At 67.0% G+C, this 19,104-nt stretch carries 15 protein-coding genes and 1 pseudogene; 13 read left to right on the plus strand and 3 right to left on the minus strand.

Features of this window, described 5'->3' with window-relative positions; all coding sequences use genetic code 11:
* Window positions 1-141 precede the first annotated feature (141 nt).
* From dusB to MXB90_RS02830, 10 genes are all read left to right on the plus strand, one after another.
* Window positions 142-1,062, plus strand: a complete 921-nt coding sequence (dusB, locus tag MXB90_RS02785) for a tRNA dihydrouridine synthase DusB (protein WP_250041109.1) — start codon at window positions 142-144, stop codon at window positions 1,060-1,062.
* Window positions 1,059-2,144, plus strand: coding sequence for a two-component system sensor histidine kinase NtrB (locus tag MXB90_RS02790; RefSeq protein ID WP_250040796.1), 1,086 nt, complete (start codon window positions 1,059-1,061; stop codon window positions 2,142-2,144). Before dusB ends, MXB90_RS02790 begins: the two co-directional genes overlap by 4 nt.
* Window positions 2,145-2,147: 3 nt before the next feature.
* Window positions 2,148-3,533, plus strand: a complete 1,386-nt coding sequence (locus MXB90_RS02795; RefSeq protein WP_250040798.1) for a response regulator — start codon at window positions 2,148-2,150, stop codon at window positions 3,531-3,533.
* 103 nt (window positions 3,534-3,636) lie between these two features.
* Window positions 3,637-5,913, plus strand: a complete 2,277-nt coding sequence (locus MXB90_RS02800) for a sensor histidine kinase NtrY-like (protein ID WP_250040800.1) — start codon at window positions 3,637-3,639, stop codon at window positions 5,911-5,913.
* Between the two features lies 1 nt (window position 5,914).
* Complete coding sequence (gene ntrX / locus MXB90_RS02805) at window positions 5,915-7,318, plus strand: nitrogen assimilation response regulator NtrX (protein WP_250040802.1); 1,404 nt, start codon at window positions 5,915-5,917, stop codon at window positions 7,316-7,318.
* A gap of 84 nt (window positions 7,319-7,402) precedes the next feature.
* The gene (trkA, locus tag MXB90_RS02810) at window positions 7,403-8,794 is read left to right on the plus strand and encodes a Trk system potassium transporter TrkA (protein ID WP_349665893.1); all 1,392 of its coding nucleotides are present in this window, start codon (window positions 7,403-7,405) and stop codon (window positions 8,792-8,794) included.
* Window positions 8,794-10,314, plus strand: a complete 1,521-nt coding sequence (locus MXB90_RS02815) for a TrkH family potassium uptake protein (protein WP_250040806.1) — start codon at window positions 8,794-8,796, stop codon at window positions 10,312-10,314. Before trkA ends, MXB90_RS02815 begins: the two co-directional genes overlap by 1 nt.
* A gap of 141 nt (window positions 10,315-10,455) precedes the next feature.
* Entirely contained in the window at window positions 10,456-10,689 is a 234-nt protein-coding gene (gene hfq / locus MXB90_RS02820) for an RNA chaperone Hfq (protein WP_107323454.1), read from the plus strand.
* On the plus strand, window positions 10,686-11,969 hold the full coding sequence (hflX, locus tag MXB90_RS02825) for a GTPase HflX (RefSeq protein WP_250041111.1): 1,284 nt from the start codon (window positions 10,686-10,688) through the stop codon (window positions 11,967-11,969). Before hfq ends, hflX begins: the two co-directional genes overlap by 4 nt.
* Window positions 11,954-12,382 (plus strand): hypothetical protein, encoded by a 429-nt coding sequence (locus tag MXB90_RS02830; protein WP_250040808.1) that lies wholly within the window; start codon window positions 11,954-11,956, stop codon window positions 12,380-12,382. The genes hflX and MXB90_RS02830 overlap by 16 nt, the downstream gene beginning before the upstream one ends.
* Here MXB90_RS02830 and MXB90_RS02835 read toward each other — a convergent pair.
* Entirely contained in the window at window positions 12,345-14,819 is a 2,475-nt protein-coding gene (locus MXB90_RS02835) for a penicillin acylase family protein (RefSeq protein ID WP_250040810.1), read from the minus strand. The two genes, MXB90_RS02830 and MXB90_RS02835, sit on opposite strands and share 38 nt — an antisense overlap.
* Window positions 14,820-14,903: 84 nt before the next feature.
* Between MXB90_RS02835 and MXB90_RS02840 the strand changes: the two are divergent.
* The 3 genes and pseudogenes from MXB90_RS02840 to MXB90_RS02850 form a co-directional block, all read left to right on the plus strand.
* Window positions 14,904-15,815 (plus strand): annotated as a pseudogene (locus tag MXB90_RS02840) (NAD(P)-dependent oxidoreductase); the annotation flags it as partial.
* A gap of 179 nt (window positions 15,816-15,994) precedes the next feature.
* Window positions 15,995-16,888 (plus strand): hypothetical protein, encoded by an 894-nt coding sequence (locus MXB90_RS02845; protein WP_250040815.1) that lies wholly within the window; start codon window positions 15,995-15,997, stop codon window positions 16,886-16,888.
* Window positions 16,889-16,946: 58 nt separating this feature from the next.
* Complete coding sequence (locus tag MXB90_RS02850; protein WP_250040817.1) at window positions 16,947-17,687, plus strand: hypothetical protein; 741 nt, start codon at window positions 16,947-16,949, stop codon at window positions 17,685-17,687.
* Here the strand turns inward: MXB90_RS02850 and MXB90_RS02855 are convergent.
* Window positions 17,684-18,484 carry a glycosyltransferase family 25 protein gene (locus MXB90_RS02855; protein ID WP_250040819.1) on the minus strand — a complete coding sequence of 267 codons (801 nt, stop codon included), beginning with the start codon at window positions 18,482-18,484 and terminating at the stop codon, window positions 17,684-17,686. The genes MXB90_RS02850 and MXB90_RS02855 overlap by 4 nt on opposite strands.
* Before the next feature lie 66 nt (window positions 18,485-18,550).
* Window positions 18,551-19,063, minus strand: a complete 513-nt coding sequence (gene ssb, locus MXB90_RS02860) for a single-stranded DNA-binding protein (RefSeq protein WP_250041113.1) — start codon at window positions 19,061-19,063, stop codon at window positions 18,551-18,553.
* Window positions 19,064-19,104: the final 41 nt, after the last annotated feature.

Consider the following 19,104-nt stretch of genomic DNA (forward strand, 5'->3'; position numbering starts at 1 on the left):
TGCCGCCAAAAACGCCCAGATTGTTTGAGACGCCCCCGCATCGCGTTTAGCTGGGGCCGGAAAGGATACATCGTGACCGCTGCCGCATCCCCCATCCGCCTTGGCGATCTTGCCCTGACCCCGCCGGTGTTTCTGGCGCCGATGGCGGGCATCACCGATCTGCCGTTCCGGCGCATGGTGGCGCGGTTCGGCGCGGGGCTGGTGGTGTCGGAAATGGTCGCCTCGGGCGAGATGCTGACCGCGAAACCATCCGTCCGGGCCAAGGCGCGGGTCGAACTGGGGCTGGACCTGCCCAGTTCGGTGCAGCTTGCGGGCCGCGAGGCGCGCCCGATGGCCGAGGCCGCGAAGATCGTGGCCGACATGGGCGCGCGGATCATTGACATCAACATGGGCTGCCCGGCGAAAAAGGTGACGGGGGGCTATTCCGGCTCGGCCCTGATGCGCGACCCCGACCATGCCCTGCGCCTGATTGAGGCGGTGACGGCGGCGGTGGACCTGCCGGTCACGCTCAAGATGCGGCTGGGCTGGGATGACGACAGCCGCAACGCGCCTGACATCGCGCAAAGGGCGCAGGCGGCGGGCGTGCGGATGGTGGTGATCCATGGCCGCACACGGATGCAGTTCTACAAGGGCCAGGCAGATTGGTCGGCGATCGCGGCGGTCAAGGATGCGGTGACGATCCCGGTGATTGCCAATGGCGACATTGTCGACGCGAATAGCGCGCGCGCGGCGCGGGCGGCCTCGGGGGCGGATGGGGTGATGGTCGGGCGCGGGGCGCAGGGCGCGCCCTGGCGGCTGGCCCAGATCGCCCATGCGCTGCATGGCGCACCGGCCCCGTCCATCCCGGAGGGCGACGCGCTTTCCGACTTTATTTCAGAACATTACGAGGCGATGCTAAGCTTTTATGGCAGCGCCGTTGGCCTGCGTTTGGCGCGAAAGCATCTGGGTTGGTATGCCGATCAGGTCGGGGCGCCGCTGCGCGCCGAGATGATGGTGTCACAGACCCCCGAAGCGACGCTGGCGCTGATCCGCGCGGCCTTTGGCGAAAGGATCGCCGCATGACCCTGCCTGCCCCCGGCATCATCTGGGCCTCGCTTCCCACGCCGGCGCTGCTGATCGACGGTGCCGACCGTGTGGCCGAGGTGAACCCGGCGGCAGAGCTGTTCCTGAACCTGTCGGCGCGCGCGCTGAAGGGGCAAAGCCTGTTTGAAAGGCTGGCGATCTCGGCCCCGCTGGAAGAGGTCTTTGCCCGCGTGCGCGCCAATCGCGCGGCGCTGTTTGTCAATGATGTCGATGTGACCACCGGCGAACGCGCGCCGGTGCAGTGCAACCTGCAGGCCGCGCCTTTGGGCGAAGACCCGCAGATGGTTCTGTTCCTGATCACCCCGCGGGAAATCGCCGACCGGCTGGGCCGGGCCAGCATGGTCCGGTCCGCCGCGCGCTCGGCCATCGGCATGGCCGAGATGCTGGCGCATGAAATCAAGAACCCGCTGGCGGGCATCGCGGGGGCGGCGCAGCTTCTGGCGATGGGCCTGTCGGGCGAGGACCGCGAGCTGACCGATCTGATCGTGGATGAGACGCGCCGCATCGTGAAGCTGCTGGAACAGGTCGAACAATTCGGCGATGTCCGCCCGCCCGACCGGCGCGCGGTCAATATCCATGACGTGCTGGACCGGGCGCGCAAATCCGCCCAGGTGGGCTTTGGCGCGGGCATGAAGATCGTCGAGGATTACGACCCGTCACTGCCGCCGACGCTGGGCGATGCCGATCAGCTGACGCAGGTGTTCCTGAACCTGCTGAAGAACGCGACCGAGGCCGCGCAGGGAAGCGGCAAGATCGGCGGCACCATCCGCATCCGCACCTTTTACGACCACGCCCTGCGCCTGCGCGGCGCCGATGGCCGCGGCCAGCCGGTGCCATTGCAGGTGGAAATCATCGACGACGGCCCGGGCATCCCGCCCGATCTGGCCGGCGCGATCTTTGAGCCCTTCGTTTCGGGGCGCGAAAACGGCACGGGGCTGGGCCTGGCGCTCGTGTCCAAGATCATATCCGAGCATGACGGTTGGATCAGCGTGGAATCCGTGCCCGGGCGCACCGTCTTCCGCATTTCCCTGCCCGTCGCCCCCCGCAGCCAGAAGGAGTGACCCGTGGACGGAACCGTTCTTGTCGCCGATGACGACCGCACCATCCGCACCGTGCTGACCCAGGCGCTGACGCGGGCAGGCTGCAAGGTTCACGCGACCGCCAGCCTGACAACGCTGATGCGCTGGGTCGAAGAGGGCAAGGGCGATCTGGTGATTTCCGATGTGGTCATGCCCGATGGCAACGGCCTTGAGGCGCTGCCCCGCATCGGCAAGGAACGCCCCGGCCTGCCGGTGATCGTGATCTCGGCGCAGAACACGATCATGACCGCGATCCAGGCCGCCGAGGCCGAGGCCTTTGATTACCTGCCCAAGCCCTTCGATCTGCCCGATCTGATGAAACGCGCGGCCCGCGCGCTGGAAACCAAACGCCGCCGCGCGCCTGCGCCGCGCCCGGCCGATCCCGCGGCTGCGGCGGCGCCCGAGGCATCCGATCTGCCGCTGGTGGGGCGCACGGCGGCGATGCAGGCGCTTTATCGTTTGGTGGCGCGGGTGATGAATGCCGATCTGGCGGTGCTGATCCAGGGCGAAAGCGGCACCGGAAAATCGCTGATCGCCCGCGCGATCCATGATTTTTCCGACCGGCGCACGCTGCCCTTCGTGGTGGCGCAGGCGGGGGATCTGCGGGGCGCTGACGGGGCCTCGGCGCTGCTGGCGCGGGTGCGGGGCGGCAGTCTGGTGTTTGATGAGGTGGCCGATTACGACGATGAGACCCAGGCCCGCATCGTGCGCCTGCTGGATGCGCTGCCAGATCCCGCGCCGCGGATCATGGCGACCACCCAGCACGATCTGGCAACCCTGATGGAGGCCGGGCGCTTCCGGCGCGATCTGTTCTACCGGCTGGGCGGGATCACGCTGGCCGTGCCGCCGCTGCGCGACCGGGTCGAGGATATCCCGCTGCTGGCCGATCACTTCCTGGCGCGGGCCGAACGCGAGGGCCTGGGCGCACGCAGCCTGGCGCCCGAGGCACAGGCGCTGATCCGCGGCTTTTCCTGGCCCGGCAACGTGCGCCAGCTGGAAAACACCCTGCGTCGTCTGGCCGTGACCGCGGTGGGCGATGAAATCACCCGCGCCGAGGTCGAGGCCGCGCTGCACAGCCAGCCAAGCCCCGATCCCGCCCGCAGCCCCCTGCCGGAAGGCGACCGGCTGTCCGGGTCGATCGCGCGCCACCTGCGGCGCTATTTCGACCTGCATGGCGCAAATCTGCCACCGCCGGGGCTTTATGACCGCATCCTGCGCGAGATGGAGGCCCCGCTGCTGGAAATCGCGCTGGAGGCAACCGCCGGAAATCAGGCCAAATGTGCCGATCTACTGGGGATCAACCGCAATACCTTGCGCAAGAAGATCACCGATCTGGATATTCAGGTGACACGGCGCCGCAAGCTGATGTAAAACGGCAACAGTCAGGCGTTGCCTTTTTGCCTGCCGGATTCGGCGGCCCGATGGGCCGGCCGCGCCGGTGCGGGGCGGCGCTTGCGTGAACCGGGGGACATCCGTGCAAGGCACGCTACATCGCACCGCATGGGATCGGCTAAGCCGCCTGCGCCGTCAGCGCCGGGTGCAGAATGCCGCGACGATCGGATTGGTGGTGCTGGGGCCGGTGCTGGCCTTCGCCACCTTTGTCGTGCTGGGGCCGATGGGGCAGGGTGCGGCCTCCAACGCGCTGCGGCTGATCCTGCTGGCGGATTTCGTCTATTTCCTGCTGCTGGCGGGGCTGATCGGGCTGCGGCTGATGCAGATGCTGGCGGCGCGGCGGGCGCGTTCAGCCGGGTCGCGGCTGCATCTGCGGCTGACGGCGGTGTTTGCGGGGATCGCGCTGGTGCCCACGGTGCTGGTGGCGATCTTCGCGGGGCTGACGGTGAATGTGGGCCTTGAGGGCTGGTTTTCCGACCGGGTCCGGCAGGTGGTGGGCACCTCGCTGGCCGCGGCCGAGGCCTATCAGGACGAACACCGCCGCGATCTGGTGCAAGATACCCAGGCGCTGGCGGCCTTTCTGAACCTGCGCCGGCAGGCCGCGACGTTTCTGGACGATGGCGATCTGCGCGAATTGCTGACCGCGGGGCAGGCGGGCATCCAGCGCGGCCTGCGCGAGGCCTACGTGATCGACGGCGCAGGCGACATCCGCGCGCGCGGCGAACGCAGCTATCTGTTCAATTTCGAAAAGCCCGCCCCCGACCACTTGGCCGGGGCCGAGACGGCCACCGCGCCGGTGTTGATCGAGGATTGGCCCAATGGTGAATTCCGCGCGCTGGTGCGGCTGGATGCCTTCGTGGACCGCTATCTTTATGTCAGCCGCGCGGTGGATGGGCAGATCCTGTCGCTGCTGGATGACACCCGCGAAACCGTCGGCCTTTATCAGCAGCTTGAGGCGACGCGCGGCAAGGTTCTGTTCGAATTTGGCCTGCTTTACGTGGGCTTTGCCCTGATCCTGATCTTTGCGGCGGTCTGGATGGGGCTGTGGTTTGCCGAACGGCTGTCGCGCCCGATCGGGCGGCTGGCGCTGGCGGCCGAACGGGTCGGCGCGGGCGATCTGGACGCACAGGTCATCGAGGGTGAAGGCGATGATGAAATCGCCACGCTGGGCCAGTCGTTCAACCGCATGACGCGCCAGCTGAAAGGCCAGCGGATGGAACTGATCGCCAGCCACCGCGAGACCGAGGAACGCCGCCGTCTGTTCGATTCGGTGCTGTCCTCGGTGACTTCGGGGGTGATCGGGCTGGATGCGGGGGGGCGGGTCGATTTCCTCAACCGCTCTGCGATGCGGCTGCTGGATCTGGAACCCGGGCGCGACCACGACCGTCCCCTGACCGAGGCGGTGCCGGAATTTTCGAGTCTTTTCCAGCGCCTGCAGGACGGTCTGGGCGAGGTCGCCCAGGAAGAGGTGCGCGTGTCGCGCGCCGGGCGGCTGGAAAGCCTTTTGGTGCGCATGGCCGTGCGCCGACGCCAGGATGGCGCGCCCGAAGGCTATGTGGTGGCCTTTGACGATGTCACCGAACTGGTCAGCGCGCAGCGCATGGCCGCCTGGGGCGATGTCGCGCGCCGCATCGCGCATGAGATCAAGAATCCGCTGACCCCGATCCAGCTGTCGGCGGAACGGCTCAAGCGCAAGTTCTCGCCCCTGGTCGGGGACGAGGCCGAGGCGCTGGAACAGCTGACCGGCGTGATCGTGCGCCAGACCAATGACCTGCGCCGCATCGTCGATGAATTCTCGCGCTTTGCGCGCATGCCCGAACCCGACCGGCGCGATCACGATCTGGCGCGGCTGATGCGCGATGCGGTGACGCTGCAGGACGGTGCCTTGCATGGCGCGCGGCTGTCGGCCGATCTGCCCGATGGGCCGGTGATCGTGGAACTGGATGCCACGATGATCGGCCAGGCGGTCACCAACCTTCTGAAGAACGCGGGCGAAGCCATTGAAAGCCTGATGGAAAAAGGCGCGCCCGAAGGCTTTGCCCCCGAGGTGCGCGTGACCATGCAGGCCAGCCCCGACCAGGTGCTGATCCGCATCGCCGACAACGGCGTGGGCCTGCCCGAGGATCGCACGCGGCTGTTCGAACCCTATGTGACGACGCGCGCCAAGGGCACCGGTCTGGGCCTGCCGATCGTCAAGAAGATCATCGAGGAACATGGCGGCACGCTGACGCTGAGCGATGCGCCCGCCTTCACCGAGGGCGCCCATCGCGGCGCGCTTGCCGAAATCCGCCTGCCGCGTGCGCGCGCGGGCGTCAAAGCCATCAAGGAAAGGGCCGCGGGCAGTGCGGCAGGGATCTGACATGAGTGACATTCTGATCGTCGACGACGAAAAGGACATCCGCGAACTGATCGCTGACATCCTGAAGGACGAAGGCTTTGCCACCCGCATGGCGGCCAATTCCGACGACTGCATGGAGGCGATCAACGCCGAACCACCGGCGCTGATGATCCTGGATATCTGGCTGAAGGACAGCCGGATGGACGGGATCGACATTCTCAAGGCGGTCAAGCGCAACAACCCCGACATCCCGATCATCATCATCTCGGGGCATGGCAACATCGAAATCGCGGTCGCCGCGATCAAGCAGGGCGCCTATGATTTCATCGAAAAGCCCTTCAACATCGACCAGCTGATGGTGGTGATCACCCGCGCGATGGAAACCGCGCGGCTGCGCCGGGAAAATTCCAGCTTGCGCCGGCGTGATCATGGCCCGGCCGAGATGCTGGGCGCCTCGGTGGCGTTTCGCAAGCTCAAGGATCAGCTGGACAAGGTGACCCGGTCCAACGGGCGGGTGATGCTGTCGGGCGAGCCGGGATCGGGCAAGGAAATGGCCGCGCGCTACATCCACCAGCATTCGACCCGCGCCACCGGGCCTTTCGTCACCGTCACCTCGGCCTCGATCGCGCCCGAGCGGATGGAAGAGGTGCTCTTTGGCCGCGAATCCACCGATCGGGGCGTGGAAAAGGGGCTTCTGGAACAGGCCCACGGCGGCGTGATCTATTTCGACGAGGTGGCCGACATGCCGCCGGGCACGCAAAGCAAGATCCTGCGGGTGCTGACCGAACAGCAGTTCATGCGCGTGGGCGGGGCCGACAAGGTGCGGGTGGACCTGCGGGTGATCAGCTCGACCACGCGCGATCTGGCCACCGAAATCGGCGCCGGGCGGTTCCGTCAGGAACTTTATGACCGGCTGAACGTGGTGCCGATCGCGGTGCCCGCATTGGCCGAACGGCGTGAAGATGTGCCGCTGCTGGCCGCGCATTTCATCGAAAGCTTCAACCGCAGCCAGGGCCTGCCCCTGCGCCCGCTGTCCGAGGATGCGGCGGCGATGCTGCAGACGATGGACTGGCCCGGCAACATCCGCCAGCTGCGCAACGTGATCGAGCGCATCCTGATCCTGGGCGAGGGCACCGACCCGATCGAGGCGCGCGAACTGCCCGGCCAGGATGCCCCCGCCGCCGAGGGCCGCCTGGTTCTGGGCGGTGCGCTGGCCACCCTGCCGCTGCGCGAGGCGCGCGAATTGTTTGAACGCGAATATCTGCTGACCCAGATCAACCGTTTTGGCGGCAACATCTCGCGCACGGCGAATTTCGTGGGCATGGAACGCTCGGCCTTGCACCGCAAGCTGAAGTCGCTGGGGGTCGGCACCGGGGCCAAGGGCAACGGCAATGGTGGCCCCGGCGAAGAGGATGACGTGGGCTGATCCCGGGGGCGGGTGCGGGCCATCCGCCCGGACCCGTCGATTGACCCGACACCGGGCAGGCCCTAAGAAGGGGCCTGACTGGCGGTGCGGGGTTCTTCCATGAAGGTCATCATCTGTGGCGCGGGGCAGGTGGGCTGGCAGATCGCGCGCCACCTGGCGGGGGAACGCAACGATGTTACCATCGTCGATGTTAACCCCGAACTGGTGCGCCGGGCGTCAGACACGCTGGATGTGCAGGGGGTGGCGGGCTTTGCCTCGCATCCCGATGTGCTGGAACGCGCGGGCGCGCGCGATTGCGACCTGATCATCGCTGCCACCTTTTCCGATGAGGTCAACATGGTCACCTGCCAGGTGGCCCATTCGGTCTTTGGCATCACCCGCAAGATCGCGCGGCTGCGGGCGCAATCCTACATGGAATCGCTTTATACCGACCTGTTCCGCCGCGACCATCTGCCGATCGACGTCGTCATCAGCCCCGAACGCGAGGTGGCCGAGGCCGCGTTGCAGCGCCTGGCCGCGCCCTCGACCTTTGACACCGAAAGCTTTTTTGGCGGCATGGTGCAGCTGCTGGGCATCGCGCTGGAGGAGGACTGTCCGGTCCTGAACACGCCCCTGCGCCAGCTGACCGATCTGTTTTCCACCCTGCGCGCGATCGTGGCCGGGGTGCGCCGCGAAGGGCGGCTGTTCGCGCCCGAACCGGGCGATCAGCTGTTCGCGGGCGATCAGATCTATGTCTTTTCCCATGTCGATGATGTGACCCGCACGCTGGAAATCTTTGGCAAGATGACCAAGAAGCAGGAACGCATCGTCATCATCGGCGGTGGCAATGTGGGCCTTGCGGTGGCGCGCGCGCTGGAAACCCGGCTGGACCGGATCCGCGCCAAGGTGATCGAGAAGGACCGCGCCCAGGCCGAACGCGCCGCCGATGCGCTGGAACGCACCATCGTGCTGAACGGCGACGGCATGAGCGCGGAACTGCTGGAAGAGGCCAACATCAGCCGCGCCGATGCGGTGCTGGTCGTGACCGATGACGACAAGACCAACATTCTGGCCGCGGTGCGCGCCAAGCAGGCGGGGTGTCGCATGGCGATCAGCCTGGTCAATGACCCGACCCTGGTGCCGCTGATGGCGCCCCTGGACATCGACGCCTACATCAACCCGCGCGCCACCACCGTCAGCTCGATCCTGCGCCACATCCGTCATGGCCGGGTGCGCGCGATCTATTCCATCGGCGATGCCGAGGCCGAGGTGATCGAGGCGGTGGTGATGGGCACCTCGCCGATTTCGGGGCGGATGGTGCGCGACATCGCCTTTCCCGAAGGGGTGCTGGTCGGCGCCATCCGCAAGGGCGAGCGCATCGTCAAACCCACCGGCGAGACCAAGATCGAAGAGGGCGATTCGATCCTGCTGTTCGCGCTCAGCGCCGATGTCCCGGAGGTGGAGCAGCTGCTGCAGGTCTCCATCGATTTCTTCTGATGCTGCGGCGCTTGCACGATCTGCCGCTGATCGTGATCCTGCTAGGGATCGGGGGGGCGGCGATGTATGTGCCGGCGGCCCATGCGCTGGCGCTGCGCCAGCATGACATTGCCCGCCCGTTCTTTTATTCCGGCACGCTGATCCTGGTGCTGGTGGCGCTGCTGGCGCTGGCGACCGCCGGCAACCCCAAGGGCCCCGAGGGGCGCAGCCACCTGCTGGCGATGCTGGCCACGTTTTCGGTGCTGCCGCTGGCGCTTGCGGTGCCCTTCAATGAGGCGGTGCCCGATACCGGCCTGTTCAATGCCTGGTGGGAAATGGTCTCGTCGCTGACCACGACGGGGGCCACGCTTTATGATCCGGGGCGGCTGGCGCCCAGCCTGCATCTGTGGCGGGCGCTGGTGGGCTGGCTGGGCGGGTTCTTCATGCTGGTGATGGCGATTGCAGTGCTGGCGCCCCTGCGGCTGGGCGGGTTCGAGGTGTTCTTTTCGGGCGGGCCGTCGGGGCGGCCGGTGCGGGTGGCCAGCACCGCCGAGGGCGGCGCGGATGCGGGTGAACGCATCCTGCATTACGCTGTCCGCACCTTTCCCTTTTACGTCGGGCTGACGGGGCTGTTGTGGGTGCTGCTGCTGATCGCGGGCGATCCGGCGCTGGTGGCGCTGTGCCATGCGATGTCGACGCTGGCGACCTCGGGCATTTCCCCCATCGGGGGCAGCACCGGGGCGCCGTCGGGGATGCTGGGCGAAGGGCTGATCTTCCTGTTCCTGCTGCCGGCGCTGTCGCGCAGGCTCTGGCCCGGCGCGGGTGAGTTGCGCGCCGCCCCCCGCGCGCTGGAGGACCCCGAGCTGCGCCTGGCCGCGGTCATCGTGCTGGCGGTGCCGCTGGTGCTGTTCCTGCGCCACTGGATCGCGGCGCTGGATGTGCCCACCACGCCCAGCCCGGGCGCGATGTTCGGGTCGATCTGGGGCGGGCTGTTCACGGCGCTGTCCTTCCTGACCACGACCGGCTTTGAATCGCAGGCCTGGAACCTGGCGCGCAGCTGGTCGGGCCTGGGCACGCCGGGGCTGTTGCTGTCGGGGCTTGCCATGGTTGGGGGGGGCGTGGCCACCACGGCCGGGGGCGTGCGGCTGTTGCGGGTCTATGCGCTGATCCGGCATGGCGAGCGGGAACTGGACAAGCTGGTCCATCCGTCGTCCATCGCGGGCGGGGGCGGCATGGCGCGCCGCCTGCGCCGCGAGGGCGCCTATATCGCCTGGATCTTCTTCATGCTGTTCGCGCTGTCGATTGCGGTGGTGATGCTGGCGGTGTCGATGGCGGGGCTGGACTTTGAACCCGCCACGGTCCTGTCGATCGCGGCGCTGTCCAACACCGGCCCGCTGGCGCAGGTCGCGGCGGCCACCCCCCTGTCCTGGGCGATGCTGGACCCGGCGGTCAAGGCGATCCTGGCCGCCGCAATGGTGCTGGGTCGGCTGGAAACGCTGGCCATCATCGCGCTGTTCAACCCCGAATTCTGGCGCAACTAGGCCACCGTGCGCGCCCTGCATCGGGGGCGATTGAATTTGGGGGTGGAAAGTCCCATGCTCTTAAGCATACTTGGGGCGTGGCGCCGCAGGGCGACTGCCACGGGATGCGCGACAAGAACAGAAGAAAAAGGCATAAGAACAATGGCTGCCGACAAACAGAATCTGCAAGATGCATTTCTGAACCACGTTCGCAAGACGAAGGTTCCGGTTACAATTTTCCTGATCAACGGGGTCAAGCTGCAGGGCGTGATCACCTGGTTCGACAATTTCTGCGTCCTGCTGCGCCGTGACGGCCAATCGCAGCTGGTCTACAAACATGCGATTTCCACCATCATGCCCGGCCAACCGATTTCCTTGTATGAGGGCGAAGACTGAGCGATCCGGTTTCCTCACGCGCAAGGCCCACGCGGGCCTATGTGCTGCATCCCGACCTGAAGGCCGCGCAGGCCCGCAGGCTGCCTGAACATGGCCTGGCCGAGGCCGTGTCGCTGGCCGCCGCGCTGCCCGACCTTGAGGTGGTCGGCGCCGAAGTCGTGCGCCTGGCCAAGCCGCATCCGGGCCATCTGTTCGGCACTGGCAAGCTGGACGAACTGAAGGCCCGCCTGACCGAGGCCGAGGTGGATCTGGTGCTGGTCGACGGTCCGGTGACGCCGGTGCAGCAGCGCAACCTGGAAAAGGAATGGGACGTCAAGCTTCTGGACCGGACTGGCCTGATCCTGGAAATCTTTGCCGACCGCGCGCGCACCCGCGAAGGGGTGCTGCAGGTGGAACTGGCCGCGCTTAGCTATCAGCGCACGCGGCTGGTGCGGGCCTGGACGCACCTGGAACGCCAGCGCGGCGGGCTTGGCTTTGTCGGCGGCCCGGGCGAGACGCAGATCGAGGCGGACCGCCGCGCCATCGACGAACAGATGATCCGCCTGCGCCGACAATTGGGCAAGGTGGTGAAAACGCGTGAATTGCACCGTGCCGCGCGCCGCAAGGTGCCGTTCCCGGTGGTGGCGCTGGTGGGCTATACCAACGCGGGCAAATCCACGTTGTTCAACCGCATGACCGGCGCCGATGTGATGGCCAAGGACATGCTGTTTGCGACGCTGGACCCGACGATGCGCGGCCTGATCCTGCCGTCCGGACGCAAGGTGATCCTGTCGGACACGGTGGGCTTCATTTCCGACCTGCCGACCGAACTGGTCGCGGCCTTCCGCGCCACCCTGGAAGAGGTGCTGGAGGCCGATCTGATCCTGCATGTGCGCGACATTTCCCACCCCGAAACCGAGGAACAGGCCGCCGATGTGGGCGACATCCTGGAATCGCTGGGCGTGGATGAGGACGTGGCCCTGATCGAGGTCTGGAACAAGATCGACGCGCTGTCGCCCGACACGCGCGCCGCGATCCTGGCCACCGATGCCCGGCGCGGCGATGTGCAGGCCGTGTCCGCCCTGTCGGGCGAGGGGCTGCCCGCGCTGCTGGAGGCGATCGAGGCGCGGCTGGCCGAGGAAAAGACCGAGGCCAATCTGGTCCTGTCCTTCGCCGAGGGCCGCCGCCGCGCCTGGCTGCATGACCGCGACCTTGTCCTGTCCGAGACAGAGACCGAAACCGGCTGGCGCATCACCGTGCGCTGGACGGCACGACAAGAGAGTGCATGGCGCGAATTGTGATCGCGCCTGGCCTCTGGGCCTTTGCGGCGCTGCTGTTGTGGCTGCACCTGCTGGCCGGCATTCCCGGCGATTATCTGGGGCAGGGCTATCCGCTTTATCCTGGGCTGAAGGTCAGCGCGGCATCGCTGGGACTTGAAGCGGGCCTGAACACGGCGCCGGTGTTCGTGGCGGCCGTGCTGGGCCGCTGGCTGCGGCTTTGGGTGCTGCCGCTGGTGGCGGCCGCGTGGCTCGCCGCGTTGGACAGCACCATCCAGCCCTTCACGATCGACTTCGGCACCACCTGGCTGCGAGGCGAGGCGCTTTTGGAACTGGCTTTCGACCCGCTGCACACCCCGCTGGCACTGGCCGCGCTGATGGCGGCCAGCCTTTGGGCGTTCACTCGGCCCCGACAGCCTGCGGCACCAGCCGCGTGATCCCCGCCGCGGCCGCGCGGGCCAGATCCGGGTCCAGCGACATCGGCACATATTCGCCCCGCCGCCACAGTTCGGACAGATCGTCATAATGGCGCGACAGCGGGTGGCCCGACTGGCCCGTGGCAATGACGAACACCGAACTGTCGGGGTCGGCGAAATCGTAGACCCCGCGATAGCCCGCGGCATGGACATTGGTGAAGGGGTCAGGGTCGCGGCCCGAGGTCTTGCCACGCTGCAAGGTGAAATCCCCGCCCGAGGTCGACTGGCGGATGTTCACCACCCAGTTCAGCACCGGCACCTGGCCCAGCACGGCATGGTCGTGGCGGGCCTGATGCGCATCGCCCCAGCGCCAGCTTTCGACCGCCGCGCCGTAGCGCGCGGTCAGATCCAGCAGCGCCTCATCCAGCGCCAGGCGGGCGATGTCGGTGCAGGTCTCAATGGGCGCGGATTGCATCACGTCGCACCAACGCGCGGCGCCGTCCGTGTTGCGGAAGACGCGCTCGATGAACAACGGCTCGACATGGGTGAATTCGGCGGCCAGCGGGCCCAGTTCGTCGCGGATCAGCCGGGCCTGCAGCGCGCGCATCCATGCGGCGTAGATCAGCGGCTCGGGCAGGTGTTCGTTCATCTCGCCATCCCAGGCCGCCAGCAGTTCCAGCGCGCGCTGGCGTTGCCGTTCGGGCGTGCCGTCGGGCGCAGGGCTGCCGGTAAACCAAAGATCGGCACCGACCAGCGGCAACAGGCCCCGCGCCGCCGCGCTGACGGTATCCAGCTGCGCCGCGATAAAGCTTTCGCGGCTGTGCACCTCACGCTCACCCATCAGGCGGGTGGCGCGCTGCACACGCTGGCTGTCGCCCCAGTCGAAGGACACATGGTCGGGGAAGGGGCGGTCTATGGTCTTGTTGTTGGTGTTGATCACGATCCCGCCCGGCGGGTTCAGGAACCGCGGGTTCTGGTCAAAGTCCATGCGGCCCTGCCAGCGGTTCGCGGGTTCCCATCCCGGGGCGGGCATGCGGCCCTGGGTGGCGTGCGCCGGGTCGCGTTTCGGGATCGCGCCGACGGTGACCATCGCCACGCTGTCCTGATCGGCCAGCGTCAGGTTCTGCGCCGGCGCGATGAAGCGCGGCGCGGCCTCCAGCGCATCGGCCACATTGCCCGCGCGCATCAGGGCCATGCCCGCGCTCATGGATGTGTCGCCTTCCCACAGCGCCGTCCAGGACAGGGCCGCGACATGGCCCGGCGGGGTGACGGTGCCCAGGTTGAAATGCCCCCCCGGCAGCACCGGGCCATTGTCGGTCCAGCGCAGGGTGACGGTGACGGGGGCCGTATCCTTGACCTGGATGATCGCGCGACGGGTTTCAAACGATTTCCAGCCCTGCGGCGTGCGATAGCGTTCGGGATCGGCGGGGTTCAGTTCCTCGATGAACAGATCCTGATCGTCGATATAGGCCGAGGTCACCCCCCAGCCCAGCCGCGCATTGCGCCCCGTCAGCACCAGCGGAATGCCCGGGATCGTGCCGCCGATCACCCCGCCCGAGGCCAGTTCCAGCCGCGCCAGATACCAGATCGAGGGCGCCGACAGCCCCAGATGCGGATCATTGGCCAGAAGCGACCCGCCCGCCGCCGACCGCCCCGGTGCGGCGGCAAAGGCATTCGACGCCCCGCCCAGGCCACGCGGGGCAAAGGGCGACAGCGCCGGATCGGGACGGGCCGCGGCGGTCTGCACATGGGCCGGCACGCCGGGAAAGATCTGCGCGTAATCGGGCAGGGCGGCCACGCCCGGCCCCGGCACCAGCGGCATCAGATCGCGCGCCCAGTCCTGACCCAGAACCGAAACGCGGGCGCGCAGCACCTCATCCTGGATCTGGCTGGACAGCTGCACTGACAGCAGCTTCAGGATCGCCAGCGAATCCGCCGGGGTCCAATAGGCGATTTCCGCGTTGAACAGGAAGAATTCCGGCGCTCCGCGCCCGCGCGCGCCGGCGTTGATCAGCTCGATCCACTGGTTGACGCCGCGGGCATAGGCGGCAAGGGCGGCTTGCGTTGCCTCATCCTGAGCGGGCACCGCGCGGCTGGCCAGGCCGTAAAGGTCCAGCCGGCGCATCAGTTCATCCGTGCGCAGCGTGCGTTCGCCAAACACCTCGGACAGGCGGCCCTGCGCGGTGCGCCGCAGCACCGTCATCTGCCACAGCCGGTCCTGCGCATGGGCAAGGCCCAGGGCGAAGAACACATCCTCATCGCGCGCGCCAAAGATATGGGGCACGTTTTCCGTGGTGCGGACAATTTCCACCGGCGCCGAAAGGCCCGTAACGGCATGGGTTTCATCATAATCTGGCAGGGATCGGGCGGCGAAATACCAGATGCCGATCCCCGCCAGCATTGCGACAAGCAGCGCGCCCGAAACGATGCGGACCAGCCAGCGGAACACCGTGAACATCGTGCCTTGCCCCCATCCAGTCTGAACCTGCCGCCCGGCGGTTGACGGCGGGGGCGCAGGCGTTACTAAGTCAGGCAGGGAAAATGTTCAACGCGCCTTCGGCGCGACAGCGGAGGATGGACAATGGCGAAAGTGGCGTTTCTGGGGCTTGGGGTGATGGGCTTTCCGATGGCGGGGCATCTGGCCGCCAAGGGGCATGAGGTGACCGTCTACAACCGCACCGCCGCCAAGGCCGAGGCCTGGGTGAAACGCCACGGCGGACAATGGGCGGCCACACCCGCCGATGCCGCGCGCGATTGCGATTTCGTGATGGCCTGCGTGGGCAATGACGATGACCTGCGCGCGGTCTGTCTGGGCGATCAGGGGGCTTTCTCGGGCATGAAGCCCGGCGCGATCTTTGTCGATCACACCACGGTATCGGCCAAGGTCACGCGCGAAATGGCCGCGGCGGCGGACGAGCGCGGTCTGGCCTTTGTCGACGCGCCGGTGTCGGGCGGGCAGGCGGGGGCCGAGAATGGCCAGCTGTCGGTGATGTGCGGGGGCGATGCGACGGCCTATGGCGCGGCCGAGCCGGTGATGGCCGCCTATGCCAAGATCTGCCGCAGGCTGGGTGACAGCGGCGCGGGGCAGGTGACCAAGATGTGCAACCAAATCGCCATCGCCGGTCTGGTGCAGGGCCTGTCCGAGGCGCTGCATTTCGCCGAGAAGGCGGGTCTGTCGATCTCGGATGTGGTCGAGGTGATCAGCCAGGGCGCGGCCGGCAGCTGGCAGATGCAGAACCGCTATCAGACGATGGAGGCGGACCGCTTTGACTTTGGCTTTGCAGTGGACTTGATGCGCAAGGATCTGGGGATCTGCCTGGCCACGGCGAATGAAACCGGGGCCAGCCTGCCGGTGACCGCGCTGGTCGATCAGTTCTACAAGGATGTGCAGAAGATGGGCGGCGGGCGCTGGGATACGTCCTCGCTGATCGCGCGGCTGCGCAAGCTGGGCTGAGGCGGCGGGCCGGACAGGCCGGGGGCGCTGCCCCCGGACCCCCGAGGTATTTGCGGCAAGATGAAAGGGCCATCCTGCAGGGTCGTGCGGTAGGGCGGGCTGGGCGGCTTGTGATTGCGCTTGGCCCCGGTCCATGCGATTTGGTCGCGGCGTGAGGGGCTGCAACAGGGGGCTGCGTGATGGAACATGAGGCCTGCAAGGCGTTTCTGGGCCGCGACGGCATCCGCTGGCAGGGCGTGGCAGAGCAGATTGCCCCCGGCGGGCGGGTGATTGCCCATCTGCGCGATCCGCTGGGTGGCGATCAGGTCGCCATCAGTGATTTGGCGCGTGAGATCGCCCTGGTCGAGGCGCCCCGCAAGACGCCGCCGCTGTTCATTTCCTATTACACCACCAACACCCCCTATGAGGCGCTGGCCGATCAGTTGCGCCGGTCTCTTGACCGCTTTGGCCTGCCCCATCGCATCGAGCCGATCGAGTCGCGGGGCAGCTGGGTGGCGAATACCGGGCTCAAGTCCAGGTTCATATCTGAGGTCTGGCACAGCCACGACGGGCCGGTCTGCTGGATCGATGCGGATGCCGAAATCCTGCGCCCGCCGGGCATTGTCTTTGACAACCCTTTCGACTTTGCCGTGGTGCGGCGGCATGGCTGGTATGATTTGGCAGGGTTCGTCTATCTGGGCAAGACCGAGGCCGCGGGCGCGCTGGTGCGCGACTGGGCCGCGCTTTGCGCCCAGAACCCGCATGTCTGGGACCAGGTCCTGCTGACGCTTGCCTGGTATCGCACGGCGGGCAAGATGGCGATGTCGAGCCTGTGGCTGAATGACGGGATCTTCCGGTTTCCGCGACCCTGGATCCGGGATCTGCGGGATCGGCTGTTCTTCTACCCGCGAGGCAAGAAGATCCGCCCGCTGATCGACCAGAAACAGGCCTCGCGTCAGCTTAAAAGCTTTGTGGATGCGTCGAAACGCAATGAGAATGAACGCGGATCGGATGACATATCGCAGGCCTTCCGCGACGCCTTGCAGCGCTATCGGTTCGATCTGGATCTGTCGGTGGATGCGCTGTTTGAGTGATGGCTTCCGGCCGGCGACCGCGGCAGGGACGCCGCATGCAAGGGGACAGGTTCACGGTATGAGGAAAAAACCCGGACGGCTTCGCCGCTTTCTGTCGTGGAACCAGCATCGCAAGCGCTGGGGCGCGCGGCGGCATGCGGTGGCATCGGCCGATCTGGCGGCGCTGAAGGCCAGGATCATCGACGCCGGCGCGCCGGTTCAGACCCGGGGGGCCAGCAAGGCGCTGGACCAGCATCTGCAGAATTTGCGGCGCGAATTCTCGGGGCAGTCCGAGATCCTGTTCTACCATGCCGAATTGATCGTTCTGATCCGGCGCGGCCATGATGTGGCCGCGACCTACCGGAAGTTCCGCCAGTTATGGCTGGAGGAGGGCGCGTTTCTGCGCGCGCATCTGAACCTGCGGTGGTTGATCTCGGCCACGGACACCTTTGCCGAACATGATGATGACGCGTCCGTGCGCGCGGTGGCGATGATGGCCTCGGTTCTGGTCAATTCGGTCAAGATGTTTGAAAGCGAACGATATCTGACCCATGCGTCCGATGCCACCGTGGATCAGGACCGGGTGGCGCATCTGCAGGACCGGCTGGTCCCCCTGTTCGAGGGGCTGTCGTGTTTTACCGTCGGAACCGATGATACGTTGCGCAACATGGTCTGGCGGATGGAGCCCTTCACGGCGATCGAGCCGGTCGGCCCGATCCTGCGGGACATATGGTCCCGTCTGCAGACCGAGGATACGGTCTTCGCGCGGTTCCGCGCGCTGCATCGCCGTGACAAGACCCGTTGGTGGGAAACGTCCTAGCCCAGTGGTCCAAGGTCCGGAACAGGGAAATCGCCGGTTTCAAGGCTGATCTGGCGCCGCCGGGCATGCGCGCCATGCCGGATCGCGCGCAGCCCCATGCGCAGTTGGGCCATGATGCGGCGCATCCGGAATCGCAACGATCGGGTCTGGGGCGCCGGTGCGCCTGCATCGATCTGCGACTTTGTGCTGACCGCGACCGCGATACCGTAGGCGGCGGCGCGGTCAAGTTGCACCGCGCAGGCGGGCTCGACCTGAAAACTGGTCAGGTCATGGGCCTGGCAGATCATCGCATCGGCCAGGGCGGCCTGGGTCTGGGCGCGGTTCAACAGCTTGCGGGCGCCCGTGGGCCACAGGACATAGGCCGCCGCCCCGCTGCGATCCTGATAGAGCCGCAGCAGGCGATGCCGGCCGTTCAGCGCCTGTCCGGTCGTCGCGACGATCTTCTTGCGCTTGCGCACCTCCAGCGTCAGGTGATCGACCCCGGACAAGGTTTCGCAGGCCTTCAGCACATCCGGCGTCGCGCGAGACAACAGGGCGTCATCTTCCAGGACCAGCGCCGGTCCATCCCCCGCCGCGACCTGGCGCCAGGTCGCCACATGGCTAAGAAAACAGGCTTTTTCCGTATCCTTCAACGGTCGTTCCCAGCTGTCCCAAAAGCGCGCGTCCCCCGATCCGGCCAGCCGGTCGGGGGTGATGGCCTCAACGCGCCGGAACGACAGTCCCAGCGCATCCATCTGGCGCGCCATGAAGGCCATCCGGCCTGTCGCCGTGGCGATATTGATGATCAGACAGTCCATGACGTGGCCCCCTCAATGGCGCGCCCGGCGCCGTGGCAGGCGCCGGCGGGCCGGATGGGCGGGGCATCAGAACGGGATTTCGTCATCCATGTCCGAGCGACGACCGCCGCCGCCGCCCTGTTGCCCGCCACCGCCATAGCCGCCCTGACCGCCGCCATAGCCACCTTGCGGATCCTCATAGCCGCCACCACCACCCTGGCCATAGCCGCCGCCCTGACCGCCGCCATCGCGCCCGTCAAGCAGCGTCAGCTCGCCGCGATAGGGGCGCAGCACGATTTCGGTGGTGTAGCGGTCGGCACCGGACTGATCCTGCCATTTGCGGGTTTCAAGCTGGCCCTCGATATAGACCTTGGACCCCTTGCGCAGATATTGTTCGGCGATGCGGGCCAGCGGTTCGGAAAAGATCGCGACCGAATGCCATTCGGTGCGTTCCTTGCGCTCGCCCGTGGCCTTGTCGCGCCAGTTTTCCGAGGTCGCGATGCGCAGGTTGCAGACCTTGCCGCCATTGGGGAAGGAACGCACCTCGGGGTCGCGGCCCAGATTGCCGACCAGAATCACCTTGTTCACCGAACCCGCCATGCATTCCTCCGCAACGGTCATGTGCCCTGGCGGACCGGCTG

Source organism: Phaeovulum molybdatiresistens (genome assembly GCF_023544865.1).
GTDB lineage: Bacteria > Pseudomonadota > Alphaproteobacteria > Rhodobacterales > Rhodobacteraceae > Pontitalea.